The 22,238-nt window shown below is 64.3% G+C and carries 18 protein-coding genes and 1 pseudogene; 15 read left to right on the plus strand and 4 right to left on the minus strand.

Features of this window, described 5'->3' with window-relative positions; all coding sequences use genetic code 11:
* Positions 1 to 44 precede the first annotated feature (44 nt).
* From CXQ81_RS29370 to CXQ81_RS29390, 5 genes and pseudogenes are all read left to right on the plus strand, one after another.
* On the plus strand, positions 45 to 1,256 hold the full coding sequence (locus CXQ81_RS29370) for an MFS transporter (RefSeq protein ID WP_053262830.1): 1,212 nt from the start codon (positions 45 to 47) through the stop codon (positions 1,254 to 1,256).
* A 261-nt stretch (positions 1,257 to 1,517) separates the two neighbouring features.
* Positions 1,518 to 2,093: pseudogene (locus CXQ81_RS29375) on the plus strand (DUF72 domain-containing protein); the annotation flags it as partial.
* A gap of 32 nt (positions 2,094 to 2,125) precedes the next feature.
* A complete protein-coding gene (locus tag CXQ81_RS29380; protein WP_101339245.1) occupies positions 2,126 to 2,923 on the plus strand; it encodes an endonuclease/exonuclease/phosphatase family protein in 798 nt (265 codons plus the stop codon).
* On the plus strand, positions 2,920 to 4,221 hold the full coding sequence (gene clsB, locus CXQ81_RS29385) for a cardiolipin synthase ClsB (protein WP_101339246.1): 1,302 nt from the start codon (positions 2,920 to 2,922) through the stop codon (positions 4,219 to 4,221). The genes CXQ81_RS29380 and clsB overlap by 4 nt, the downstream gene beginning before the upstream one ends.
* On the plus strand, positions 4,208 to 5,203 hold the full coding sequence (locus tag CXQ81_RS29390; protein ID WP_101339247.1) for a lysylphosphatidylglycerol synthase domain-containing protein: 996 nt from the start codon (positions 4,208 to 4,210) through the stop codon (positions 5,201 to 5,203). The genes clsB and CXQ81_RS29390 overlap by 14 nt, the downstream gene beginning before the upstream one ends.
* 69 nt (positions 5,204 to 5,272) lie before the next feature.
* Here the strand turns inward: CXQ81_RS29390 and CXQ81_RS29395 are convergent, their stop codons facing one another.
* The 3 genes from CXQ81_RS29395 to CXQ81_RS29405 all read right to left on the minus strand — a co-directional run bounded on the left by CXQ81_RS29395 (position 5,273) and on the right by CXQ81_RS29405 (position 8,317).
* Positions 5,273 to 6,028 carry a S9 family peptidase gene (locus CXQ81_RS29395; RefSeq protein WP_062824457.1) on the minus strand — a complete coding sequence of 252 codons (756 nt, stop codon included), beginning with the start codon at positions 6,026 to 6,028 and terminating at the stop codon, positions 5,273 to 5,275.
* Positions 6,018 to 7,127 (minus strand): DUF3182 family protein, encoded by a 1,110-nt coding sequence (locus CXQ81_RS29400; protein ID WP_101339248.1) that lies wholly within the window; start codon positions 7,125 to 7,127, stop codon positions 6,018 to 6,020. The genes CXQ81_RS29395 and CXQ81_RS29400 overlap by 11 nt, the downstream gene beginning before the upstream one ends.
* A 182-nt stretch (positions 7,128 to 7,309) precedes the next feature.
* Positions 7,310 to 8,317, minus strand: coding sequence for a GlxA family transcriptional regulator (locus CXQ81_RS29405; protein ID WP_101339249.1), 1,008 nt, complete (start codon positions 8,315 to 8,317; stop codon positions 7,310 to 7,312).
* 103 nt (positions 8,318 to 8,420) lie between these two features.
* Between CXQ81_RS29405 and CXQ81_RS29410 the strand changes: the two genes are divergently transcribed.
* The 10 genes from CXQ81_RS29410 to CXQ81_RS29455 all read left to right on the plus strand — a co-directional run bounded on the left by CXQ81_RS29410 (position 8,421) and on the right by CXQ81_RS29455 (position 21,631).
* A complete protein-coding gene (locus CXQ81_RS29410; protein ID WP_101339250.1) occupies positions 8,421 to 8,987 on the plus strand; it encodes a cysteine hydrolase family protein in 567 nt (188 codons plus the stop codon).
* Between the two features lie 737 nt (positions 8,988 to 9,724).
* Complete coding sequence (locus tag CXQ81_RS29415; protein ID WP_101339251.1) at positions 9,725 to 11,608, plus strand: 3-dehydroquinate synthase; 1,884 nt, start codon at positions 9,725 to 9,727, stop codon at positions 11,606 to 11,608.
* Complete coding sequence (locus CXQ81_RS29420; RefSeq protein WP_101339252.1) at positions 11,605 to 12,489, plus strand: UbiA family prenyltransferase; 885 nt, start codon at positions 11,605 to 11,607, stop codon at positions 12,487 to 12,489. The genes CXQ81_RS29415 and CXQ81_RS29420 overlap by 4 nt, the downstream gene beginning before the upstream one ends.
* Positions 12,486 to 13,253: an EboA domain-containing protein gene (locus CXQ81_RS29425; protein WP_101339253.1), complete on the plus strand. Its 768-nt coding sequence runs from the start codon at positions 12,486 to 12,488 to the stop codon at positions 13,251 to 13,253. Before CXQ81_RS29420 ends, CXQ81_RS29425 begins: the two co-directional genes overlap by 4 nt.
* Positions 13,254 to 13,302: 49 nt before the next feature.
* Positions 13,303 to 14,187: a TatD family hydrolase gene (locus tag CXQ81_RS29430; protein ID WP_101339254.1), complete on the plus strand. Its 885-nt coding sequence runs from the start codon at positions 13,303 to 13,305 to the stop codon at positions 14,185 to 14,187.
* The gene (gene eboE, locus CXQ81_RS29435) at positions 14,184 to 15,416 is read left to right on the plus strand and encodes a metabolite traffic protein EboE (RefSeq protein WP_101339255.1); all 1,233 of its coding nucleotides are present in this window, start codon (positions 14,184 to 14,186) and stop codon (positions 15,414 to 15,416) included. Before CXQ81_RS29430 ends, eboE begins: the two co-directional genes overlap by 4 nt.
* Positions 15,406 to 16,851, plus strand: coding sequence for an alkaline phosphatase family protein (locus CXQ81_RS29440; RefSeq protein WP_101339256.1), 1,446 nt, complete (start codon positions 15,406 to 15,408; stop codon positions 16,849 to 16,851). Before eboE ends, CXQ81_RS29440 begins: the two co-directional genes overlap by 11 nt.
* Entirely contained in the window at positions 16,830 to 17,969 is a 1,140-nt protein-coding gene (locus CXQ81_RS29445; RefSeq protein ID WP_053262845.1) for a hypothetical protein, read from the plus strand. The genes CXQ81_RS29440 and CXQ81_RS29445 overlap by 22 nt, the downstream gene beginning before the upstream one ends.
* Positions 17,970 to 17,979: 10 nt before the next feature.
* Positions 17,980 to 20,376: a hypothetical protein gene (locus CXQ81_RS29450; RefSeq protein ID WP_101339257.1), complete on the plus strand. Its 2,397-nt coding sequence runs from the start codon at positions 17,980 to 17,982 to the stop codon at positions 20,374 to 20,376.
* Between the two features lie 199 nt (positions 20,377 to 20,575).
* Entirely contained in the window at positions 20,576 to 21,631 is a 1,056-nt protein-coding gene (locus tag CXQ81_RS29455; protein WP_101339258.1) for a hypothetical protein, read from the plus strand.
* Between the two features lie 92 nt (positions 21,632 to 21,723).
* Here the strand turns inward: CXQ81_RS29455 and CXQ81_RS29460 are convergent, their stop codons facing one another.
* Positions 21,724 to 22,236: a single-stranded DNA-binding protein gene (locus tag CXQ81_RS29460; protein ID WP_009045846.1), complete on the minus strand. Its 513-nt coding sequence runs from the start codon at positions 22,234 to 22,236 to the stop codon at positions 21,724 to 21,726.
* Positions 22,237 to 22,238 lie beyond the last annotated feature (2 nt).

The raw sequence follows: 22,238 nt of genomic DNA on the forward strand, positions 1-22,238 counted from the left end.
TCCGGACACTGCGCTCCATTGTCAAATCCACCGGAGTTGCAGCCATGCCCATTGCCTTGCTCGCGCTGACCCTCAGCGCCTTCGCCATCGGGACGACTGAGTTCGTCATCGTTGGCCTGTTACCCACCATCGGCGCCGACCTCGGCGTCAGCCTGCCGTCCGCCGGGCTGCTGGTCAGCCTGTACGCCCTGGGTGTCGCCGTCGGCGCGCCGGTGCTCACCGCGCTGACCGGCAAGGTCCCGCGCAAGCTGTTGCTGCTGTCGCTGATGGTGCTGTTCACCCTCGGCAACCTGCTGGCCTGGCAAGCGCCCAGCTATGAATCCCTGGTCCTGGCACGCATCGTCACCGGCCTGGCCCATGGCGTGTTCTTCTCCATCGGCTCGACCATCGCCACCAGCCTGGTGCCCAAGGAAAAAGCCGCCAGCGCGATTGCCATCATGTTCACCGGCCTGACGGTGGCCCTGGTCACCGGCGTGCCGCTGGGGACCTTTATCGGCCAGCATTTCGGCTGGCGCGAAACCTTCCTCGCGGTATCCGCCCTGGGTGTGATCGCCTTTATCGGCAGCCTGATCTACGTGCCGAAAAACATCGCCCACAGCAAACCGGCGTCCTTGCTGCAACAACTGCAAGTGTTGAAACAACCGCGCCTGCTGCTGGTGTACGCCATGACCGCGGTGGGCTACGGCGGCTCGTTCATCGCCTTCACCTTCCTCGCGCCGATTCTCCAGGACATTTCCGGCTTCAGCGCCAGCACCGTCAGCCTGGTGCTGCTGGTCTACGGGATCTCGGTCGCCGTGGGCAACATCTGGGGCGGCAAGCTGGCGGACAAGCGCGGCCCGATCAGCGCCTTGAAGATCATCTTCGCCCTGCTGGCCGGCGTGCTGTTCCTGCTCACCTTCACCGCCGGCAACCCATGGCTGGCACTGGCCACCGTACTGGTGTGGGGCGCCGTGGCCTTCGGCAACGTACCGGGCCTGCAGGTCTACGTGGTGCGCCAGGCCGAACACCACACCCCGCAAGCGGTAGACGTGGCTTCGGGCCTGAACATCGCCGCCTTCAACCTCGGCATCGCCGGCGGCGCCTGGGGTGGCGGCCTGATCGTCGCCCACCTGGGGCTGATCCACACCGCCTGGATCGGTGGCCTGGTGGTACTGGGCGCCCTGGCCCTGACCGCCTGGAGCGGCCGCCTGGATCGCCTCGGCCCGGTATACGCCGAGCCGGCCGAGGGATCGAGCCGGGTGGTGGTCGGGCACTGAGCCCACCAGCAGGCCCCAACCAGAAAAGCGCAGCCCTGGCCGGCTGCGTTTTTTTATGCCCGGTCATAAAGGGTGGCGCCTGGCGGGGCTGGCGTTAGCGACTGCCTGGCGCAGGATTTGCCACCGTCGGCCGGCCCATTACCCGCCAGCCCGCGGCTACGGGCTGGAAAACACCGTCCGTAGGAAGGTCGAAACTTTCCCGTCAGCCGGGCAGTCATCAAAAGACAGAGGCGGTTCGAAGGCCCCTAGACGGGAGCGGACATGGCGGCGATTCATATCGGTATTTCCGGCTGGCGCTACAAGCCCTGGCGTGGAGATTTCTACCCCGAGGGGCTGACGCACAAGCGCGAGCTGCAATTCGCTTCGCGCGCAGTCAACAGCATCGAAATCAACGGTTCGTTCTACGCGCTGCAGACCCCCGAGCGTTATGCCGACTGGTATGCCGATACGCCCAAGGACTTCGTGTTCAGCGTCAAGGCGCCGCGCTACATCACCCATATCCTGCGGCTGCGGGATGTGCACAAGCCGATCGCCAACTTCTTCGCCTCGGGCGTGCTGGAGTTCAAGAACAAGCTCGGGCCGATCCTGTGGCAGTTTGCGCCAAGCTTTCGGTTCGACGCCGAGCTGTTCGGCGCCTTTCTTCAGCAATTGCCCGCCGATACCGAACAGGCCGCCACCCTCGCCCGCCAGCACGAACCACGCCTCAACGGCCACGCCAGCACCAAGGCCTACGGCAAAAAAGCCATGCGCCATGCCGTGGAAATTCGCCACGCAAGCTTTGCCGTGCCCGAATTCACCCATCTGCTGCGCCAGCACGGCGTGGTACTGGCGACAGCGCCCGGCGAGCCTGCCGCGCCCGGGGTACTGCCATGAGCCATGACGAGTCGGCCAACAACCCGATACCGCCCGCGATCGGGCTCGCCGCCACGCGCCGCTTCACAGTGCTGACGGTGAATACCCACAAGGGCTTCACCGCCCTGAACCGGCGCTTCATCCTGCCCGAGCTGCGCGAGGCGGTGCGCAGCGTGGCCGCCGACGTGGTGTTCCTGCAGGAGGTGCACGGCGCCCACGACCAGCACCCGCAGCGCTACAACAATTGGCCGAGCATGCCGCAATACGAATTCCTCGCCGACAGCATCTGGCCGCAGTTCGCCTATGGACGCAACGCGGTGTACCCGGCCGGCGACCACGGCAATGCGCTGCTCTCGAAATTCCAGATCATTCGCTACGACAACCTCGACATCTCCCTGTCCGGGCACGAGAGCCGCGGCCTGTTGCATTGCGTGCTGCGCCTGCCCGGCGATGCCCTGGAAGTGCATGCCATTTGCGTGCACCTGGGGTTGCGCGAAAGCCATCGCCAACAACAGCTGGATCTGCTGCTGCAACTGATCGCCGAGCTCCCCGCCGACGCGCCCTTGATCGTCGCCGGCGACTTCAACGACTGGCGGCTGCGCGCCGATGCACAGCTCGCCCCCAGTGGCTTGCAGGAGGCCTTTGTCAGCCAGCACGGCAAACCGGCACGCAGCTTCCCCGCGCGCCTGCCACTGTTGCGGCTGGACCGGATCTACGTGCGTCACCTGAAAATCCACCGGCCCCAGGTCCTGGCCTCCCATCCCTGGTCCCATCTCTCCGATCACGCACCGCTGTCGGTCGAGGTCGAGTTATGAACGACATGCCCCTGGAAAAAACCACGGTGGACCACCCGCCTGACGCGGGGCTGGCCCACGAGCCGCTACGGATGGACCTCGAGTACGGTTGGCACAGCAACAACCGGGTGGTGCTGCTGGAGAATGGCGAGGCGTATTTTCCCCGGGTGTTCGAAGTGCTGCGCCAGGCGCAGAACGAGATCCTGCTGGAGACCTTCATCCTCTTCGAGGACAAGGTCGGCCACGAGCTGCATCGTATCCTGATCGAGGCTGCACAGCGTGGCGTGCGGGTCATCGTCAGCCTGGACGGCTTCGGTTGCGGTGAATTGAGCACCGAGTTCCTTGCCGCCATGAGCAACGCCGGGGTGCGCTTGCAGATATTCGACCCGGCACAGCCGATTTTCGGGGTGCGCACCAACTGGTTCCGCCGCCTGCATCGCAAGATCGTGGTGGTCGACGGCGCCATTGCCTTTGTCGGCGGAATTAATTTCTCCGCCGACCACCTGGCCGATTTCGGCCCCCAGGCCAAGCAGGATTACTCGGTAGAGATCCAGGGGCCGGCGGTGGTGGATATCCACCATTTCGCCCTGCTGCAAGGCGACCGCCCGGCCCGCGCCCGTTACTGGTGGCAACGCCGCCGGCAGCGCCGCGCGGAGTTGGCCCTGACCGACCATGACGGCCAGGTGCGCCTGGTCTATCGCGACAACCGCCAGCACCGCAGCGATATCGAAGAGGTCTACCGCCTGGTACTGCGCGGGGCCCGCCAGCGGGTGGTAATCGCCAATGCCTACTTCTTCCCCGGCTATCGGCTGCTGCGCGAGATCCGCAACGCCGCGCGCCGTGGCGTCGAGGTGCGGCTGATCCTGCAGGGCGAGCCGGACATGCTGGTGGCCAGGCTGGCGGCACGCATGCTCTACGACTACCTGCTCAAGGACGGCGTGACCATCTACGAATATTGCGAACGGCCACTGCACGGCAAGGTGGCGCTGGTGGACGACGACTGGAGCACCGTGGGCTCGAGCAATCTCGACCCGCTGAGCCTGTCGCTGAACCTGGAGGCCAATGTGCTGATCCGCGACCGGGCGTTCAATCGCGACCTGTTCGAGCGCCTCGACCGGCTCAGTCGCGACCACTGCCAGGCCATGCCGGCCAAGGGCTCCGGGCGTGGCCGCTTGTGGCGCCTGACCGTGGGTTTCCTGGTGTTTCACATCCTGCGTCACTTCCCGGCCTGGGCCGGCTGGCTGCCCGCCCACAAGCCGCAATTGAAGCCCTTCGGCCAGGCCGCCACCCCGCGGGAGTCGCCCCATGAGCCACACTGACGCCCATGGCTCGACGCCTGCCGCATCGCACTCCCGGTCGCGCTGGCAACGCCTGAAGAAACCGCTGACCATCGCCTTCTTCCTGCTGTTGATCGTGCTGTTCACCCTGCTGGCCCGGCGCATCGACTGGAGCGAAGTGCTCGGCACCCTGGCCGACTTCAAGGTGCGCACCCTGGTCATCGCCGCGGGCCTGACCCTGGCCAGCTTCCTGGTCTATGCCTGCTTCGACCTGATCGGTCGCACCTACATCCGGCAGAACCTCGGCTGGCGGCAGATCCTGCCGGTGGGGGTCATCAGCTACGCCTTCAACCTCAACCTCAGCGCCTGGATTGGCGGGATCGCCATGCGCTACCGGCTGTATTCCAGGCTCGGGGTGAGCACCGGCAATATCGCCAAGATCCTCGGCCTGAGCCTGGCCACCAACTGGTTCGGCTACATGGCCCTGGCCGGCGCGGTATTCGCCAGTGGCCTGATGAAGTTGCCGCCCGGCTGGCAACTCAGCAACGGCGCGTTGCAGGGCGTGGGCGTCCTGCTGCTGGTGCTGGGCGTGGGTTACCTGGCGGCCTGTCGGTTTTCCCGACGGCGCGAGTGGTCGATACACGGGGTCGAGATCAACTTGCCCTCGTTGCACATGGCCTTGCTGCAACTGGCCCTGGGCGCACTCAACTGGTCGCTGATGGCAGCGGTGATCTTTACCCTGCTGCCCAGCAAGCTCGATTACCCGGTGGTGCTCGGGGTGCTGCTGATCAGCAGCATCGCCGGGGTCATCACCCATATTCCGGCGGGGCTCGGGGTGTTGGAGGCGGTGTTTATCGCCCTGCTGCAACATGAGGTGTCCCGCGGCAGCCTGCTGGCCGGGTTGATCGCCTACCGGGCGATCTACTTCATCCTGCCGCTGCTGATCGCGCTGCTGATGTACCTGGTGGTGGAGGCCAGGGCCAAGGCGTTGCGCGTGGAGAAAAAGCCGCGCAAAGGCAGCTGAGGCTATCGCGCACGCGCGCGTTCCTCTCCAGGAGCGAGCTTGCGCGCCTCATTCAACCAGCGCTTGCGACTATCGCGACTGAATGATGCTCAAGCGTTCTCCCACCACCATTTCCGTGATCCAGTCCACCAGGATCGAGGTGTAGGCCTGCTGCGACACGGGATCGCTCAGGGCATGGTCGGCGCCATCGATGATCCGGTGGGTCATTGAATGGGTCTGCTGGCAGGCCGCGCGGTAGCTCATGAACGTGGCGTGGGGCACATGCTCGTCGTTTTCCGATTCCACCAGCAGCACATCCCCGGTGAACGTCGAACAGGCATGCAGCGCCCGGTTGCTGTCGGCACGCACCAGGCTGCTGCGGTAATCCAGCAGGTCGGCCTTGTCCAGGTCGCGCTTGGGGCTGTTCCAGGCTTCGTCGCGGTACAACGCCGGGACCCGCAGCGCCAGCCAGCGCACCGGTCGCAGCGAGGTCAGGATGCTCGCCAGGTAGCCGCCATAACTGGTGCCCACCACCGCAATCGCCGAGGTGTCGAGGGCCGGATGGGCCAGCAGGCGGTCATAGGCCGCCAACAGGTCGCGCAGGTTGTCTTCGCGGGTCACGCGGTTCAGCGGGATGCCGCTGCCGGCGTGGCCCCGCAGGTCGAAGGTCAGGCACACGCAACCCAGCCCGGCGATGCCGCGGGCGCGCTCCAGGTCGCGCTCCTGGCTACCGCCCCAGCCGTGGACAAACAGTACGCCGGGGACTTTCGACTTGGGGCTGAGGAAAGTCCCGCGCATCTGCTCGTCATCGATGTCGATTTGAATGCTTTCGCTTCTAGCCGTCATAGGATTGGACCGTTACATATTTGAGAAGAAAGTCACTGTGTTCCGCGGGCCCGCGATAGACCTCGATGGCATCGGCCGGCAAGGGCCGGTCGACATAGGTTTCCACCGCGGACACACGAATCGCGCGCATCTCCGGATGCTCGATAAAGGCCTGCAAAGCCGCCACTTCGGCGCTGCTGGCACCGCCCATGCGCCACGATTGCTCGAGTACGCCGCTGCGCTGCCGGCCTTCGGCGTCCAGGCCCTGGGCGATGTCGTAGTTGCGCCGGGAGGCGAAGAATCGGGGATAGGCCTCATCGGCGGCGGCGTCGAAAACCCGCGCCTGCTGCACCGCCAGGCGCACTTGCTGCGGCAGTTGCAGCGCCAGCAACTCAGGGTAGCCACCCTGCACCACCAACAGCTCGGAACCGCCGTAGACCTGCTCGCTGTCGGAGTCTTCGGTCAGGTACTGCTGGCCGCAGTAACTGAGGACGTGGCCGGCGATAAAGGACTGGCCGACGCTGTAGGTGGCCACCTGTTGCAGATCCTGCTCCAGGACCACGCCTTGATTGAACTGCCGGGCGACGTCCGGTTGCGCCAGCATCTCGTCGAAGCGCTCCAGGCTCTCGATCACCTGCTGGCCGCGACCGGCGCAGGCATGGATCGGTTTCATGCGGATCGGCCCGCTGTAAAGCAAATGACTGGCCGCTGGCCGGGCGTCATTCAGGGAAAACACGCTCAGGCCGTCCAGCACCACATTGCGCACCCGCTGGGAGAACAGCGCCGCCCAGCCCGGCGGGGCCACGGCGTTCCTGTTCAACAGACCATGGGTAATGGCCTTGGTGCAGATAAAGTCATGCTCGACATACCCGCCCCACAGGTCGTCCGGCCCCTTGAGCCGCAATTGCCGGGCCGCGGCGGGGCCGACGATGGTCTGCGTCGGCAACAGGTACAGCTCGCTCTGCCCATGCACGAGCGGGTCGTAGTCACCGGCGAACTGCAACCCGAGGATCTGCGCCAGCCAGCGGGCCAGCGCGCGATTGGTCTCCACGACATGCTGCGAGGCCCCCGGATGGACCGAGTGGGCGACCACCAGCTTCTTGCGTTGCGTCGGGGTCATGCGTCCCCCTTTGTCATCGGCGTGATGAATGTACAAGACAGGGTGCAGGGATCACGCCAGGGCCAGGGGGAAGTCGAATGCCCCCATGGAATAAGCGCTCCAGGCCATCGCTGCTGGCATTGCGCCTGTTTTATTTTGCACGATCGGCCGGCGACGCCCGGTATTTTGCACGACCCGCGGGGTCAGCCCTGCCCGGCCCGCGCCAGCGGTGCCGGCGGTGTCACGCCGAAACGCGCGCGATACTCGCTGGGCGCAAGCCCGGTGATCTTCTTGAAGGTGGCGCGGAACGCCCCCGGGTCCTGGTAACCGACCGTCCAGGCGATATGGTCGATGGTGCCGTTGGTGAACTCGAGCATTTCCCGTGCCTTGCCTACCCGCAAGTGCTGGCAATATTCGGTGGGTTTGAGCCCGGTGGCGGCCCGGAAGCGCCGCAGGAAGGTGCGCTCCTCCAGCCCGGCCTGCTGCGCCATGACGGCGAGGGAAACGTCCACCGCGCCATTGGCCTGCAGCCAGTGCTGCACCTTGAGGATCGCCGCGTCGCCATGGCCGAGGATCGGCGCGAAGTTACTGCCGCACTGACTGGCGCTGTCGCTGTGTTCGATCACCAGGAAACGCGCGGTGCCGCTGGCGATGCTCGGGCCCAGCAGGCGGTCGACCAGGCGCAGCCCCAACTCGGACCAGGCCATCAGGCCGGCGGTGGTGATCAGGTCGCCGTCGTCGACGATCGGCTTGTCGGCGTTCAGGCGGATGTTCGGGTAGCGCTCGGCGAACCGCTTCGCCGAGGTCCAGTGAGTGGTGGCGCTGCGGCCGTCGAGCAGGCCGCTTTCGGCCAGCAGGATCGAACCGACACAGACCCCGCCCAGGGTCGCGCCATTGGCATGCTGCTGGCGCAGCCATTGGATCAGCGCCTGCGGTGCCTGCGCCTGGGAAAAACCGGCCACCGAGGGTGGGATCAGCACCGCCAGCAATGGACCGTCAGCACCCGAGTGACTGTCGTACACCCGTACGGGCGCCTGGTCGGCCTGGGCCTGCCAGTGGCTGATGCGCAGCAGCGGCAACTGTGTGCTGCGCTGTTCGGCGGCAATGCGGTTGGCGACCTCGAACAGGTCGGTCAAGCCATGCACCGCGGCCATCTGTGCGCCGGGATAGATCAGCACGCCCAGTTCGGCGACTGCGCTTTCCATACCCATTGTCAGTTTTCCCCCTGCTATTGTCGGTGCGGCCAATCCTCGACCGGCCCGCCGGAGCCAATACTGGACTCCACAGCCAACCACTACTTCAGAGGAAACACCCATGGCCAAGCAAGCGCTCATCGTAATCGATATCCAGAACGACTACTTCCCCAACGGCAAGTGGCCCCTGGTCGGCGCCGAAGCCGCCGCCGACAACGCCGCGCGGCTGATCCAGGCCTTCCGCGACAGCGGCCAGCAGGTGGTGCACATCCGCCACGAATTCACCTCCGACAGCGCACCGTTCTTCACCCCCGGCTCCAGCGGCGCGCAACTGCATCCGAAGGTCAGCAACCGCGCCGACGAGCCGGTGGTGCTCAAGCACTTCGTCAACTCGTTCCGCGAAACCGAGCTCAAGGCCATTCTTGACCAGCACGGCATCGAACAACTGGTGGTGGTCGGCAGCATGAGCCACATGTGTGTGGAAGGTACCGCCAGGGCCGCCGCCGACCTGGGCTACCCGGTGAAAGTGATTCATGACGCCTGCGCCACCCTCGACCTGGAGTTCAATGGCCAGCGAGTCGCCGCGGCACAGGTTCAGAACGCGGTCATGTCAGCCCTGGCGTTCGCCTATGCCAGCGTCTTGTCCACCGAAGAGTTCCTTGCCGCCGAACGCGTCACTCCGGCCTGAGCCCACGGCTGCGGTGAGTTTTCCCTCACCGCAGCCGCCGTGCAGCCCGATCTTCACGGACAACCGATGCAGAAACAGTCAGGTCCATGGCGCACGGCAATACATATTGTTTCAAGCAAGGCAACTTAACCGAACAACTTCACGAATGATTCTTACTACCAAACAAACAACCGCCTCCTTAAATAAGTCCATACAGTAAATTCGCCCATACAATTCAATAAAGCCCAAACCAACAAGCCACCTATTCAATAGCCAACTAATAGTCAGCCTAAGAATAGTTATTTCAAATCCTGCCTTATCCCCCACTACTTTCCAAAGTATTCCCTTTATAAATTGCGGCGCTTATTTCTTTTGGTTACTTCTCTTGCATATGAAAAAAGGCAATACATTCTATAGCCGAACGCCACACCAAAAAATCTTGCACCGCCCCAAGTCCATTGAATAAAACCCACAAAAACAGGTCATCACAGTCCATCCACAAGACTGTTCACAACAGTACAAACACATTACTCCCAGGCTTTCCCAACGAACCAGAAAAGCGTATTGCAGCCAGCTCGCTCGGTTTACTTGCAAAACTCTCGGCCTTGGCTAAGTTGATGACTAATCGCCATCCAAGTGTTCTCCAACGGGGCAAAAACCAATAAGAACCTTTCGAGGAATTCAATAACCGAACATCTCCCCTGCCTTACAAGCTGAACTGACACGGAATAAGTCATATCAATCAAGAGGGATGCTTGATGAAGCGCAGCTCGTTGCCTCGTGCCTTCTCGCTGAAGGGTACGACTGAGAATTACTGGCTCTCGTTATTCCTGTTCTCGATCCTGGTGGTCGCCAGCTTCCTGCTGTTCGAACAGCAGATCCAACAGCTGCTGAATCATCTGGGCAGCTTGCTACCCACCGACCCCACGCAACGTTTAGGCCTGGCCCTGCTGCTGGTAGCCCTGCTGACGCTGGATGTGCTGCTGCCAGTACCTTCAAGCCTGGTGGCGCTGCTGGCTGTGGCAGCCCTGGGTGCCATCGGCGGCTACCTGGTGATCTTTATCGGCCTGTGCCTGGGAGCCTGCCTGGGCTACTGGCTGGGGGCAGGCTACTTTCGCCTGCTCTCCAACTGGCTCGGTCTCAGAAGCTGGCAACCCGGGCAGCTGGCCTATCGCCTCAGTACCTTGTCGCTGGTCTGCCTGCGTGGTGTGCCAGTGCTGGCCGAGACCTCGGTGCTGGCCGCCGGCATGCAGCGCTACCCGCTGCGCCAGTTCCTGCTGGTCACCACCCTGGCCAACGCCGGACTGGCCCTGGCCTACAGCGCCATCGGCAGTCTGCTGGTAGAGCAGAACGCCCTGCTGGCGACCATTCTCGCCAGCATGGTCCTGCCGGGTCTGTTCCTGGGCGGCCGCAGCCTGCTCAAGTCACGCGTCGCGCAGCCGCAGGGTGATCGAGCGCTCTCCCTGGAGGGTCGCTTCGAGGTGAGCTACCACTATCCGGTACTGTTCACCGACCACATCTTCCAGGCGGACAATGCCTGCCTGCACCAGCAACTCACCCGGCAGCATCCGGGGCGGACCACCGTGCTGGTGTTTGTCGACGAGCAACTGCTGCAGTGCTCCGCGCAATTACCACGGCAGATCAGCGATTACTTCAGCGCCCATACCGCCGACCTGCATCTGCAGGCCGCGCCGATCGCGGTGCCGGCGGGGGAACTGAGCAAAACCCCGGAAGTGCTCCAGCAGTTGTATGCGCACATGCTGCAGCATGGCCTGGACCGGCACTGCTATGTGCTGGCCCTGGGCGGCGGAGCGGTACTGGACGCCGTGGGCTACGCCTGCGCCACCTTCCACCGGGGCATGCGCCTGGTCCGCATCCCGACCACGGTGCTGGCCCAGAACGACGCCGGCATCGGGGTGAAAAACGGCATCAACGCCTTCGCCCAGAAGAACCTGCTGGGGGCGTTCTACCCCGCCACGGCAGTGATCAACGACTTCCAGCTGCTGCTCAGCCTGTCGCACCGGGACCAGATCGCCGGCCTCGCCGAGGCGGTGAAAGTCGCGGTGATCAAGGATCATGCGTTCTTCCAGTGGATGGAGCAGCAGGTCGAGGCCCTGGCCAGCTTCGAGCACAGCGCCAGCCGTTATGCCATCCGCCGCTGCGCCGAGCTGCACCTGGGCCATATCAATGGTGCCGGCGACCCCTTTGAACGGGGCAACGGCCGGCCTCTGGATTACGGCCACTGGGCCGCCCACAAGCTGGAAAACCTCAGTCGGCACCGCTTGCGCCATGGTGAGGCGGTGGCCGTGGGCATGGCTCTGGATGCGCTCTACGCCAACGCCATCGGCCTGCTGTCCGATGGGGAAACCCAGCGCCTGCTACACGTGCTCGACAAGCTCGGCTTCAACCTGTGCCCCGCGGAACTGCGCCTGAAAGACGCCCAGGGTGGCTCTCTGGTGCTGCAAGGGCTGGAAGAGTTCCGCCAGCACCTGGGGGGGCAGTTGTCGATCCCGATGCTCAACCGCCTGGGCCAGTCCATCGATGTGCACCACATCGAACTGCCAGTGATGGAACAAGCCCTGTTGCGCCTGGCCAGCCTCGGCAGAGCGGACTTCGCCTGGAGCGAGGGCTGCGCGCAATGACGCCTTCAGCGCTGAGCACCTGGCTGACCCTGGGGCGGGTCTCCAACCTGCCGACGGTGTGGACCAACGCCCTGGCCGCCGCCCTGCTGGCCAGCAGCGCCACCGCCCTGGCGCCGCCCTCGTCGCTGGTCTGGACCCTGCTGCTGGTGGTGCTCTCGGCGCTCTACCTGGCGGGCATGCTGCTCAACGACCTGCTGGATGCCGACTGGGATCAGCAGCACCAGAACCCGCGCCCCATTGTCCTCGGCCTGGTCAGTCGCACTCAGGTGAGCCTGGCCACCACCGCCCTGCTGCTGTTGGCGTTGCTGTCGCTGCTAGGGCTCAGCCAGTTGATCGCCCAGCCTCGCTGGCTGCTGGCCAGCGCCGGGTTGTTGCTGCTGTTCATCCTGGCCTACAACCTGCTGCACAAAAAACACCCCCACAGCGTCTGGCTCATGGGCGGCTGCCGCTCGGCCCTGTACCTGACCGCCGCCGCCAGCCTGGCCATGCCACCGCAACCGTTGTGGTTGTGCGCCGCATTGCTGGGCGCCTACATCGCCGGCCTGACTTACCTGGCCCGGCTGGAACATAAGAACCAGCTGCTCAGCCGCCTGCCGCTGCTGCTGATGCTCAGCCCGCTGGCCCTGGTCGCTTATGCCGACAACGGCGTGTTCTGGCTGGTACTGCTGCTGTGGCTGGGCTGGTTGGGCTGGCACTACCGGCGCCATCTGGCCAACCCGCGGCAGCGGCAGATCCGTGCCTTTATCGGTGCCGGCCTGGCCGCCCTGCCACTGTTCGATGCCCTGGTACTGGCCCTGGCCAACCAACCCCTGGGCAGCCTGCTGTGCGTACTGGTGTTTTTCCTGCTTCCCCACCTTCAACGCTGGATCAAGCCGACATGAGCATGGACGTCATTGCCCCATCCTCGAATGCGCTCGCCCCCCGCCATGCCGCCTTCGCCGAACGGCGCCGGCAGCTCGACGGACAGCTCGCCCCCGACACCCGCCGCTGGTGGCAAGAGGCCCTGGAACAACTGGCCCGGAAGCCTTCGGCCAATACCCTGGTGCTGCTCAGCAGCCAGTGCAAACGCCGCCTCGGTGACAGCCTGGTGCCCGACAGCCAAGGCTGGACCCGGAGCCAGCTGGCCCGCGCGCTGTTGTTGGCGCAGCTTCTGCAACAGCAGGCCAGCGCCGATCGGTTGCCCTTGTTGCGCCAGCTGTTCCTCTGGGCCGACGACTCGGAAAAGAGCGCCCTGCTCAAGGCCCTGGACGACCTGGATAGCCAAGGCCACAGCCTCGACCTGGCGCTGCAGGCGGGGCGTACCAACAACCGCGAGGTGTTCGCCGCCATCGCCCTGGACAACCCCTTCCCGGCCCGCCACTACAACGACCGGGCCTTCAATCAACTGGTGCTCAAGAGCCTGGGCATGGGCCTGGACAGCCGCCGGATCAACGGCCTGGCCCAGCGGCGCAGCGTCGATCTCAACCAGCTGGCGCTGGACCTGATGGAGGAGCAATTGGCGGCGCAGCGCAACGTTTCCGACGGGCTGCCCCAGGTCATCGCCTTCGAGTTGTTGAGCCCGGCCCAACGTCTGCGTCTGCGCGACCTGTGCCAGCAGCGACGACTGCCGCCGCACTGGCTCGAACACCTCACGGCCGACGCCTGAACAAGCCAGGCGCCACCACGGTTTTCTACAACCACATCAGGGACTCACCATGCTGAAATACTTCGACCCGCATATTCATATGGTCAGCCGCACCACCGACGACTATCAGAACATGGCCGCCGCTGGCATCACCGGGGTGATCGAGCCGGCTTTCTGGCAAGGCCAGGCGCGCACCAGCGTCGGCAGCTTCATCGACTACTTCGATACCCTGCTGGGCTGGGAACGCTTTCGCGCCAGCATGTTCGGCATCCACCACTTTTGCACCATCGGCCTCAACCCCAAGGAGGCCAATGACCTGTCGCTGGCCAACGAGGTGCTGGAGATCCTGCCGCGCTATCTGGTCAAGGACGGCGTCGTGGCGGTAGGGGAAGTCGGCTACGACGACATCACCCCGGAGGAAGACCGCTTTCTCGCCGCGCAACTGGAACTGGCCAAGCAGTTCAACCTGCCGGTGCTGGTGCACACCCCGCACCGCGACAAGATCGGCGGCACCAAGCGCACCCTGGCGGTGATCCGCGAAGTGGGCATCGTCGAACATCTGGTGATCATCGATCACCTCAACGAACTGACCCTGCCCCTGGTGCTCGACAGCGACTGCTGGCGCGGGCACTCCATCTACCCCAACACCAAGATGTCGGAGCAGCGCATGGTGGCCCTGCTCAAGGAGTACGGCACCGAGAAAATGGTGGTCAACAGCGCCGCCGACTGGGGCATCAGCGATCCGCTCAAGGTGCCCAAGACCGGACAGGCCATGCTCGCCGCCGGCTTCAGCGAAGCCCAGGTGGAGCAGGTGCTATTCCACAACCCGGTGGATTTCTTCGCCCAGAGCGGGCAGCTGGACAAGCAGTGGGTGAGTGCCCCGCTGCCCATCGACCAGCGTCGTCAGTGGCAGGACAACTCCGCCCTGCGCGGCCAGGAACCGGTGGTCAAATGAGCACTCGTCGGGGCTGGAGCGCCGCCCGGATCGGCTATTGCAGCAACGTGCACCCAGCCCCCGACCTGGCCACGCTGAGCGCCTCGATCGAGACGCACTTCCAGGGCGTGCGCCAGCAACGCGGCCTGCCCGAACAGGACAGCGGGTTGTGGATCAGCGCCCAGGCGGCGGCCGAGCTGCAACAGCCGCAGGCCCTCATGGGATTTCTCAGGCTGTTGCGGCACAGCGGGTTGCGCCTGACTTCGCTCAATGGCTTTCCCTACGGCCAGTTCCACCAGGGTGCGGTGAAAGCCGAAGTCTATCTGCCCAACTGGGCCGACCCGCAGCGCCTGGAGTACAGCCTGCAACTGGCGCGGATCCTGGCCGCGGCCCTGCCGCAGGATTGCCCCAAAGGGGTGATTTCCAGCGTACCGCTGGGGTATGCCGCCACCTGGAGCCTGGCCCACCGGCAACGGGCCGAGCAGCAGCTGCGCCAGCTGACCCAGGCCCTGGCCAGGCTGCGCCGGGAGACCGGCAAGCAGATCCTGTTCTGCCTGGAAATGGAGCCCGACTGCGTGCTGGAGCACACCGACCAGGCCATCGAATTCTTCCGTCGCTGGCAAGCCACGGATCCTCACCATGAGCATCTGGCCCTGTGCTTCGATGTCTGCCATCAAGCCGTGGTCTTCGAGCATTGCCATGACGCCCTGGAGCGGCTGCGCCAGGCCGGTGTGCCGGTGGGCAAGATCCAGCTCTCCAATGCCCTGATCTGCCGCCTGCCGGAAGCGGACCCGCTGCGGCGCCAGCAGGTGCTGACGGCCCTGGGGGACTTTGTCGAGGCCACCTACCTGCATCAGGTCAAAGCCCGGGACCACCAGGGCCGCCTGCTGGCCTGGCCGGACCTGCCCGCTGCGCTGCAGGCCGGCGAGCTGGCGTCCTGCCCCGAGCTGCGCATTCATTTCCATGTGCCGCTGTTCAGCGAGCAGTTGTTGCTGCCCGAACTCAGCGGCAGCCAGAGCGCGCTGTTGCAGACCTTCGATTACCTGGCGGAGCACCCGGAAGTGCACCCGGTACTGGAGGTGGAAACCTACAGCTGGAACGTACTGCCCGCTCCGCTGCGGCCACAGACCGAACAGGCGCTGCTCCAGGGCATCGTTGCCGAGTTGCGCTGGGTCGAAGGGCAATTACGCGAGCGGCAACTGCTGAGCGCCCCATCCCCCGTGCAGGAGGCCTGCCCCCATGGCGTCTGAAACGAGCTGCCCACCGCTGTTGCTGATCAATGTGGTCGGGTTGACGCCGAGCCTGCTGGGCGAGGCCACGCCACGGATCAATGCTCTGCTGCGCAACGCCGCGATGACCAGCCTGCAACCAGTGTTCCCGGCCGTGACCTCGACCGTGCAGGCCTCGCTGCTGACCGGCCTGACGCCCGCGGAACACGGCATCGTCGGCAACGGCTGGTACTTTCGCGACCAGGCCGAAGTGCGCTTCTGGCTGCAATCCAACGCCCTGGTCCAGGGGGAAAAGGTCTGGCAGACCCTCAAGCGCCTGCGCCCCGGCTTTCGCTGCAGCCAGTTGTTCTGGTGGTTCAACATGCACGCAGAGGTGGATGCGGCCATCACTCCACGCCCCCATTACCCGGCCGATGGGCGCAAGGTGTTCGGGCTCTATTCGACGCCCGCCAGCCTGCACCAGACCCTCGAGCGGCAGATCGGCGAGTTTCCCTTCCCCGGTTTCTGGGGCCCCGCGGCGGGCATCGCCTCCAGCCGCTGGATCGTCGATTGCGCCATGGCCGAGTTCCAGCTCAACCGACCCGACCTGCAACTGATCTACCTGCCGCACCTGGATTACAGCCTGCAACGCCTGGGACCCCAAGACCCGTCGATCGCCGACGAGGTCCGCGCCATCGACCAGCAGGTGGGGCGCCTGCTGAGCTTCGCCCAAGCCCAGGGCGCCAGGGTGATGCTGCTCTCCGAATACGGCATCGAGGCGGTCCGGCAATCGGTGTCGATCAACCGCCTGCTGCGCCGTGAAGGATGGCTGCAGGTCCGCCAGTCGCTGAGCTGGGAATTGCTCGACCCTGGCGCCAGCGCCGCCTTCGCCGTGGTGGACCATCAGATCGCCCATGTCTACGTGAAACGCGCCGAGGACGTGGCCCGGGTCAAGGCGCTATTGCAGCGCCAGCCGGGCATCGAGCAGGTGCTGGACAAGCCCGCGCAACGGGACTGGCAACTGGACCACGAGCGCAGCGGCGAACTGGTGGCGGTGGCCGCCGCCGGCTACTGGTTCGATTACCGCTACTGGCTCGACGACTGCCTGGCCCCCGACTTCGCCCGCACCGTGGACATCCACCGCAAGCCGGGCTACGACCCGCTGGAACTGTTCATCGATCCGGCCATCCGCTTTCCGAAACTGCGAGCGGCGCGGCGCCTGCTGCAGAAGAAACTCGGCTTTCGCTACTACATGGACCTGATCCCCCTCGATACCCGGCTGGTCCGCGGCAGCCATGGACGCTTGCCGGCCAGCCGCGCGACCGGTCCGCTGCTGATCACCAATTGCGGTCTGTCGTTGCCGGACCAGCTTCCGGCCACGGCAGTCAAGCAACTGCTCCTGCAGTACTTCCTGGAGCGCCCTCACCACGACCCGGCCAATGCCAAGGAGCTTCCATGCGGCGAGCCATCTCTATAACAGTTCTGAGTGCCGTGGCCGGTTTGGCCCAGGCCCAGAGCGCCAGCCCTTACGACTGCAGCAATTTCTTCACCTACGGGACCAACGTCGAGAAGACCCGCAGCGACTTCCTCGCCAGTCCCGAGACCCAGGCCTGGAACTGGTTCGTCTGCCTCAACCAGCCGTCCGCCCAGGGCAGCCCCAACCGGGTCTGGGAAGGGCTCAAGCCCTCGAGTCAGGTGTTCCTGCCCAATGGTGCCCCGCCCCAGCCCTACCTGCCGGAGCAGCCCGCGCCCGACGCAGTCCTGGAACAGGCCCGGCAACTGGGGATGAACCTCGACCGGACCTTCCATGACCTGGACAGCACGCTACAGGTGGACGGCCTGCCCCTGCTGATGGGCGGCCAGGTACCGGCGGCGCAACGGGGCCAGCCGGTGCGTTTTCTCTTGCAGATGGGCCAGGGCACCTTCGACTACATCGTGCAGAAACAGGTCTACAACATGAACGGTCAGTACGCGCTGACCAGCAACCTGAAATTTCCCGAGACCTCCTGGGAGGTAAAAACCTCCTGGATCTGGATCGGCACCGATGCCACGTTCAAGCAACAGCTGGAAAACGACGGCTATTACGTCATCCAGGCCTACTACCCCCACCAGAACCAGTATCAGGTCGGCTATGCCGCGCTCAGCGGCATGCACGTGATCAACAAGCTGAGCCCCGAGTGGATCTGGACCACCTTCGAGAACGTCAACAACCACAAGTACACCGTGACCAACGCCGTGCCGGCCACCCCGATGACCAACACCACCGGGCCGACGCCCCCCTCCATACCAGTCAACAGCAGCTTCCAGGGCAACTACCCCTACCTCTCGAAGTACGAGTTGATCGGGGTCGAGTTCCAACCCGTGACCCAGGTGCTGGCCAATTCGCAACTGGAGTCGGCCTTCCAGGACACCTCATCGTGCCTGGCCTGCCACGGTACCGCGGCCTACTCGAAACAGAAGGGTTACTTCAATTTCGCGATGAAAGAGGACGGCGGGATCGTCTACCCCACCACCCCGCTGCCGGCTTCGGACTTCGCCGATTACAACAAACTGGACTTTGTCTGGTCGCTTAAACGCGCCCAGTGGCAACGCTAAGGAGCCTGACATGAGCGTATTGAATTTCCCCCGCATCTACCTCAACGGCCATATGTTCTGGAACCCGCCAACGGCCAACAACAACGATGCACTGCCGCTCTATGACGCGGTCAGGATGGACCTCAACTGGCAGTTCCTGAACTACTACGACATCAATCCCCAGAACGCCCCCGAAGCGCTGATGCCCTGGACCATCCAGCCGTTGTCCAGTACTCAGGTACCTCGCTATGTATTGCAGGTGCCGACCAATGCCGGGGCCTTCCGCAATCCGTTCATGCCCGCCGAATGGGACCTGTTCGGCGACAATGCCTGCGGCACCGTGAGCTACAAGGACACCCAGTCAACGATCATTGGTGGCGAGCTCCAGGCCAATACCTACATCGACCGGGACCCGCTGGTCAGCAAGAGCTTTCAGTTGCTCGGCAACCCCTTTGGCAGCAAGGCGCCCACGCCCGCACGCTTCGTCGATATCAGCCCCTGGCAGAACACCTTCACCGCGCTGTATTTCGACAAGCTGGTGCTGGGCGACGCCCAGTGCGGCCTGACCCTCAACCGCCAGTACCGGATGCTCGACCGCTTCCTGAACTTCAACTGGGCATCCACCTTCGGCGGCCTGAGCTATGTGACGACCACCTGGCAGACCTGCTTTGCGAGGGAAAACCTGGACTGGGCCGTCGGCGATTCGCTCCTGCTGCAACAGCTCCAGCAGCAGATGATCGAGCAAGGCGCCAAGGGGCTGATGTTCCGCTTCTCCACCTACCTGACCTACTACGACAAGAACGGCGTGTTCAACGACTTCCCGCCGGTCAATACCCATTCCAGCAACCCCAAGGACGTGGCCCAGGTGCAGCGGATGTATGAGCAGGGGCTGAACAACGTCGCCGATATTTTCTACAACCCGGCCTACAGCAGCACGGCGGGTACCCTGGGCCTGTGGTTCGACGACGAATTCCCCACCGCCCCGGCTGGCCGGCGCCTGGTCCCGGCGGAGCCGGTGCCGGTCTACAAGACCACGCCTGGCGATATGCAAGACACCAAGGCCACGCTGGGCGTGATCCCTGTCCAGATCACCGGCGACACCCTGTCGCTGGATCTGTCCAACGGCATTCCGTTCTATCCGGTCGATCCCGAGGCCCCCATCGCGGTGGCCGAGAAATTCAATGCCGGCATCCTCCACCTGGGAGTGCGCCAGGAAGACCGGTTCATCTCCGCCGTCATGATCACCTACTCCCTGTACCGTCAGTCGGCCTTCAACCAGCGCTCAGGCATTCTCGACCTGCCCCTGACTGTCGAGCAAAAGAACCTGCTCGAGAGCGGCCCCCTGGAACTGCAACAACTGCTGGCAAGCGCCGAACCGGTGATCGCCGCCACCCAGCGACAGTGGACCGCCGAAGTGGTCGAGAGTGGAGGCTTCATCGACGTAGGCGACCACAAGACGCTGACGATCATGGTGCAGAAGGACGGCAAGCCCGCGCCGGAGGGCACCGAACTGCTGGTCGCCGAATACGGCAACGCCTATATGGTGACCACCAGCGACTATTACCTGGCATTCAGCAACGAAGCCGACTTCACCCTGTTCTACGATTACCCGGAAGAACCTACGCTGAATCGCTCCAACCGGCCGCAGTTCATCGACACGCCGGTGGCTGTCAGCTATCTGGCCACTGGCAGCGGCCGCCGGCTCACGGACAGGCGCACGGTCGTCACCTCCAATACCGTGCCGGAGGGAGAACCGGTCGGTTATCAGCAGTTCCTCGACCAACCCATTACCGTCAACCTGCGCCCCTGCCTGGTTTTCGACAATGCCATCGCCCAGACCGGCACCCTGCGCGACGAAACGGCTACCAGCAGCGTCAACTACAGCATCGCCAGGATCCGCACCGACGCCAGCGGTGTCGCCCGACTGGGAATCAGGGCAGAGGCACCGGGTTTCCCTACCCTGCGTTTCTTCCTGCCCGAAGGCGGCAAGATGCCCGCCGTGCCCTTCAGCTTCAACTACTCCGAGGCCTACACCGACTGCCTCGCACCTTTGCGGGTGCTGCCGCTGGAGCCGAAGCTGCAGCAGGACTTCATCGACTACTGGAACACCATCTACCGGGACCTGAACGCCAGCCAGCTGATGTGGAACAACTTCATCTACCCGCAGATCCTGCTGCCCTTCTATTACCTGTACCCGATCATGAACAAGTTCATGCCGCTCAACTCCCAGCAGCGCGTGGAAGGCGCCATCGACCAGTTGATCGTGCTGATCAGCAAGGAGTACCAGGAAGAAAGCACGCTCTCGATGCCCATCACCCGTGACATGTCGCAGAGCCGGCGGGCCGTGCTGGAGCTTTGGGCCAACGCCCTGGTGAAACACAATTACCCGCCTATGCCCCTGAGCATGAAGGACTTCCCCCCCTGCTGACAGGAGCCCCGTACCGGGAACACCGGGTGACACAGCGTCACCCGGCCCTTCACAGGAGTGCCGCCATGAACGTCCGTCTCTTGCGCCGCCTGTTGCCATTGCTCCTGCTGTTCTGTCCCTGGGCTTTCGCCGGGCAGGACAGCAGCGAGCCCTGGCAGCCGCCGCTATGAACCGACCCAATGCCAACTGGAGAGAACCGATGACAGCTCCCCTACGGATTCCCCCCCGGCCCCATGAAGACTTGCGTGCGCACACGGTCATTCACGAGAACCTGCTCAACCCCCGGGGCCTCTGTCTGCAAGCCGATGGCAGCCTGCTGCTGGCCGAAGCCGGCTCCGGGCGGCCGGACCAACCGTTCAGTGGACGCATCAGCCGACTGCGCCCCGACCCACGCCGGACGGGTGCCTACCTGATGCCCGAAACGCTGGCCCATGGTTTTCGCTCCATGAACATGCAGGCACGCATGCTGCGCGACGAAATCCTGGGGCTGTCGGATATCGCCTGCGGCGCGGGGCGTTGCCTGGCCAGCCTGACCGACTACGTCGAAGGCTCGAAAGTCCTGGACCTGGCCTGTAGCCCTCCCGAGCCTCTGTTTCACAGCCGCGGCAACCTCAACGCCCTGTGCTATCACCCCACGCGTCATCGCTGGCTGGCAGTCAAACCCGATAGCAACCAACTGGTGGAGTTCAGTGGCACCGGCGATGAGCGGGTCCTGGTCGAGCTGCCCGACCTGGGCCAGGATCAGGATGCGGTGCCCGTTACCCTGGTCTACGAACCGAGCACCGGCGCCATGCTGATCAGCCTGTTCTCCGGCGAGTTGCACCAGGACCCGAGCCGCCGGGGCATCGACTTCGCCGACCAGGCCGGCCAGGTGATCCGGGTCTGGCCGGAAAGCGGCCACAGCGAAGTCCTGATCGAAGGCCTACAACTGCCCACCGGCCTGGCACTGACCCCAACGGGACAGCTGCTGGTGCTGGAACTCTGCGACCGTCTGCTGCAACCGCTGCTCACGGACTGGGACGGCGAATGCCTGCACGGCGGCTTCGCCCGCTTCAGCGGCCGCCTGCTGTGCTGCAACCTGCCGACAAGAGAAGTGAGTATCCTCGCCCAGGGCCTGGATACCCCGTCCAACCTGTGCCTGGTACCAGGGGCCGTACTGATCAGCGAAGGCATGGGCTTGAGTGGCCGCCCCTTGCCCACCCCCGACGGCCCGCCCGTCCCCTTGACCGGGAGGCTGCGGCGAGTCGAACTCTAAAGCGTCGACACCAGGCCGGTGTTTCGAGCGGCCAAAAAAAACGGAGCCCATCAAGGGCTCCGTTTTTCACTCATGACCTGCGTTCCGAGGGATCAGAACGGAATATCGTCATCGAAGCTGTCGTCGAAGTTCTGCGCCGGCTGTGGCGAGGACTGCTGAGGCGCTGGACGCGATTCGCGTTGTGGCGCCTGCGAAGGCTGCGGACGCGACTGCTGCGGACGTGGCGCGGAGTTGCCCATGCCCTGGCCCTGGTCGCCCTGAGGACGGCCGCCCAGCAGCTGCATGGTGCCCTGCATGTCGACGATGATTTCAGTGGTGTAACGCTTGATGCCGTCTTTTTCCCACTCGCGGGTCTGCAGCTTGCCTTCGATGTAGACCTGCGAACCTTTGCGCAGGTACTCGCCGGCGATTTCCGCGACCTTGCCGAACATCGACACACGGTGCCACTCGGTCTTCTCGACCTTCTGGCCGGTCTGCTTGTCGGTCCATTGTTCGCTGGTGGCCAGACTCAGGTTGGTCACGGCGTTACCGTTAGGCAGGTAGCGAACTTCAGGATCCTGGCCGCAAGTGCCGACCAATATGACTTTGTTAACCCCACGGGCCATAA

This window comes from Pseudomonas sp. 09C 129 (assembly GCF_002843625.1).
GTDB classification, from domain to species: domain Bacteria; phylum Pseudomonadota; class Gammaproteobacteria; order Pseudomonadales; family Pseudomonadaceae; genus Aquipseudomonas; species Aquipseudomonas chlororaphis.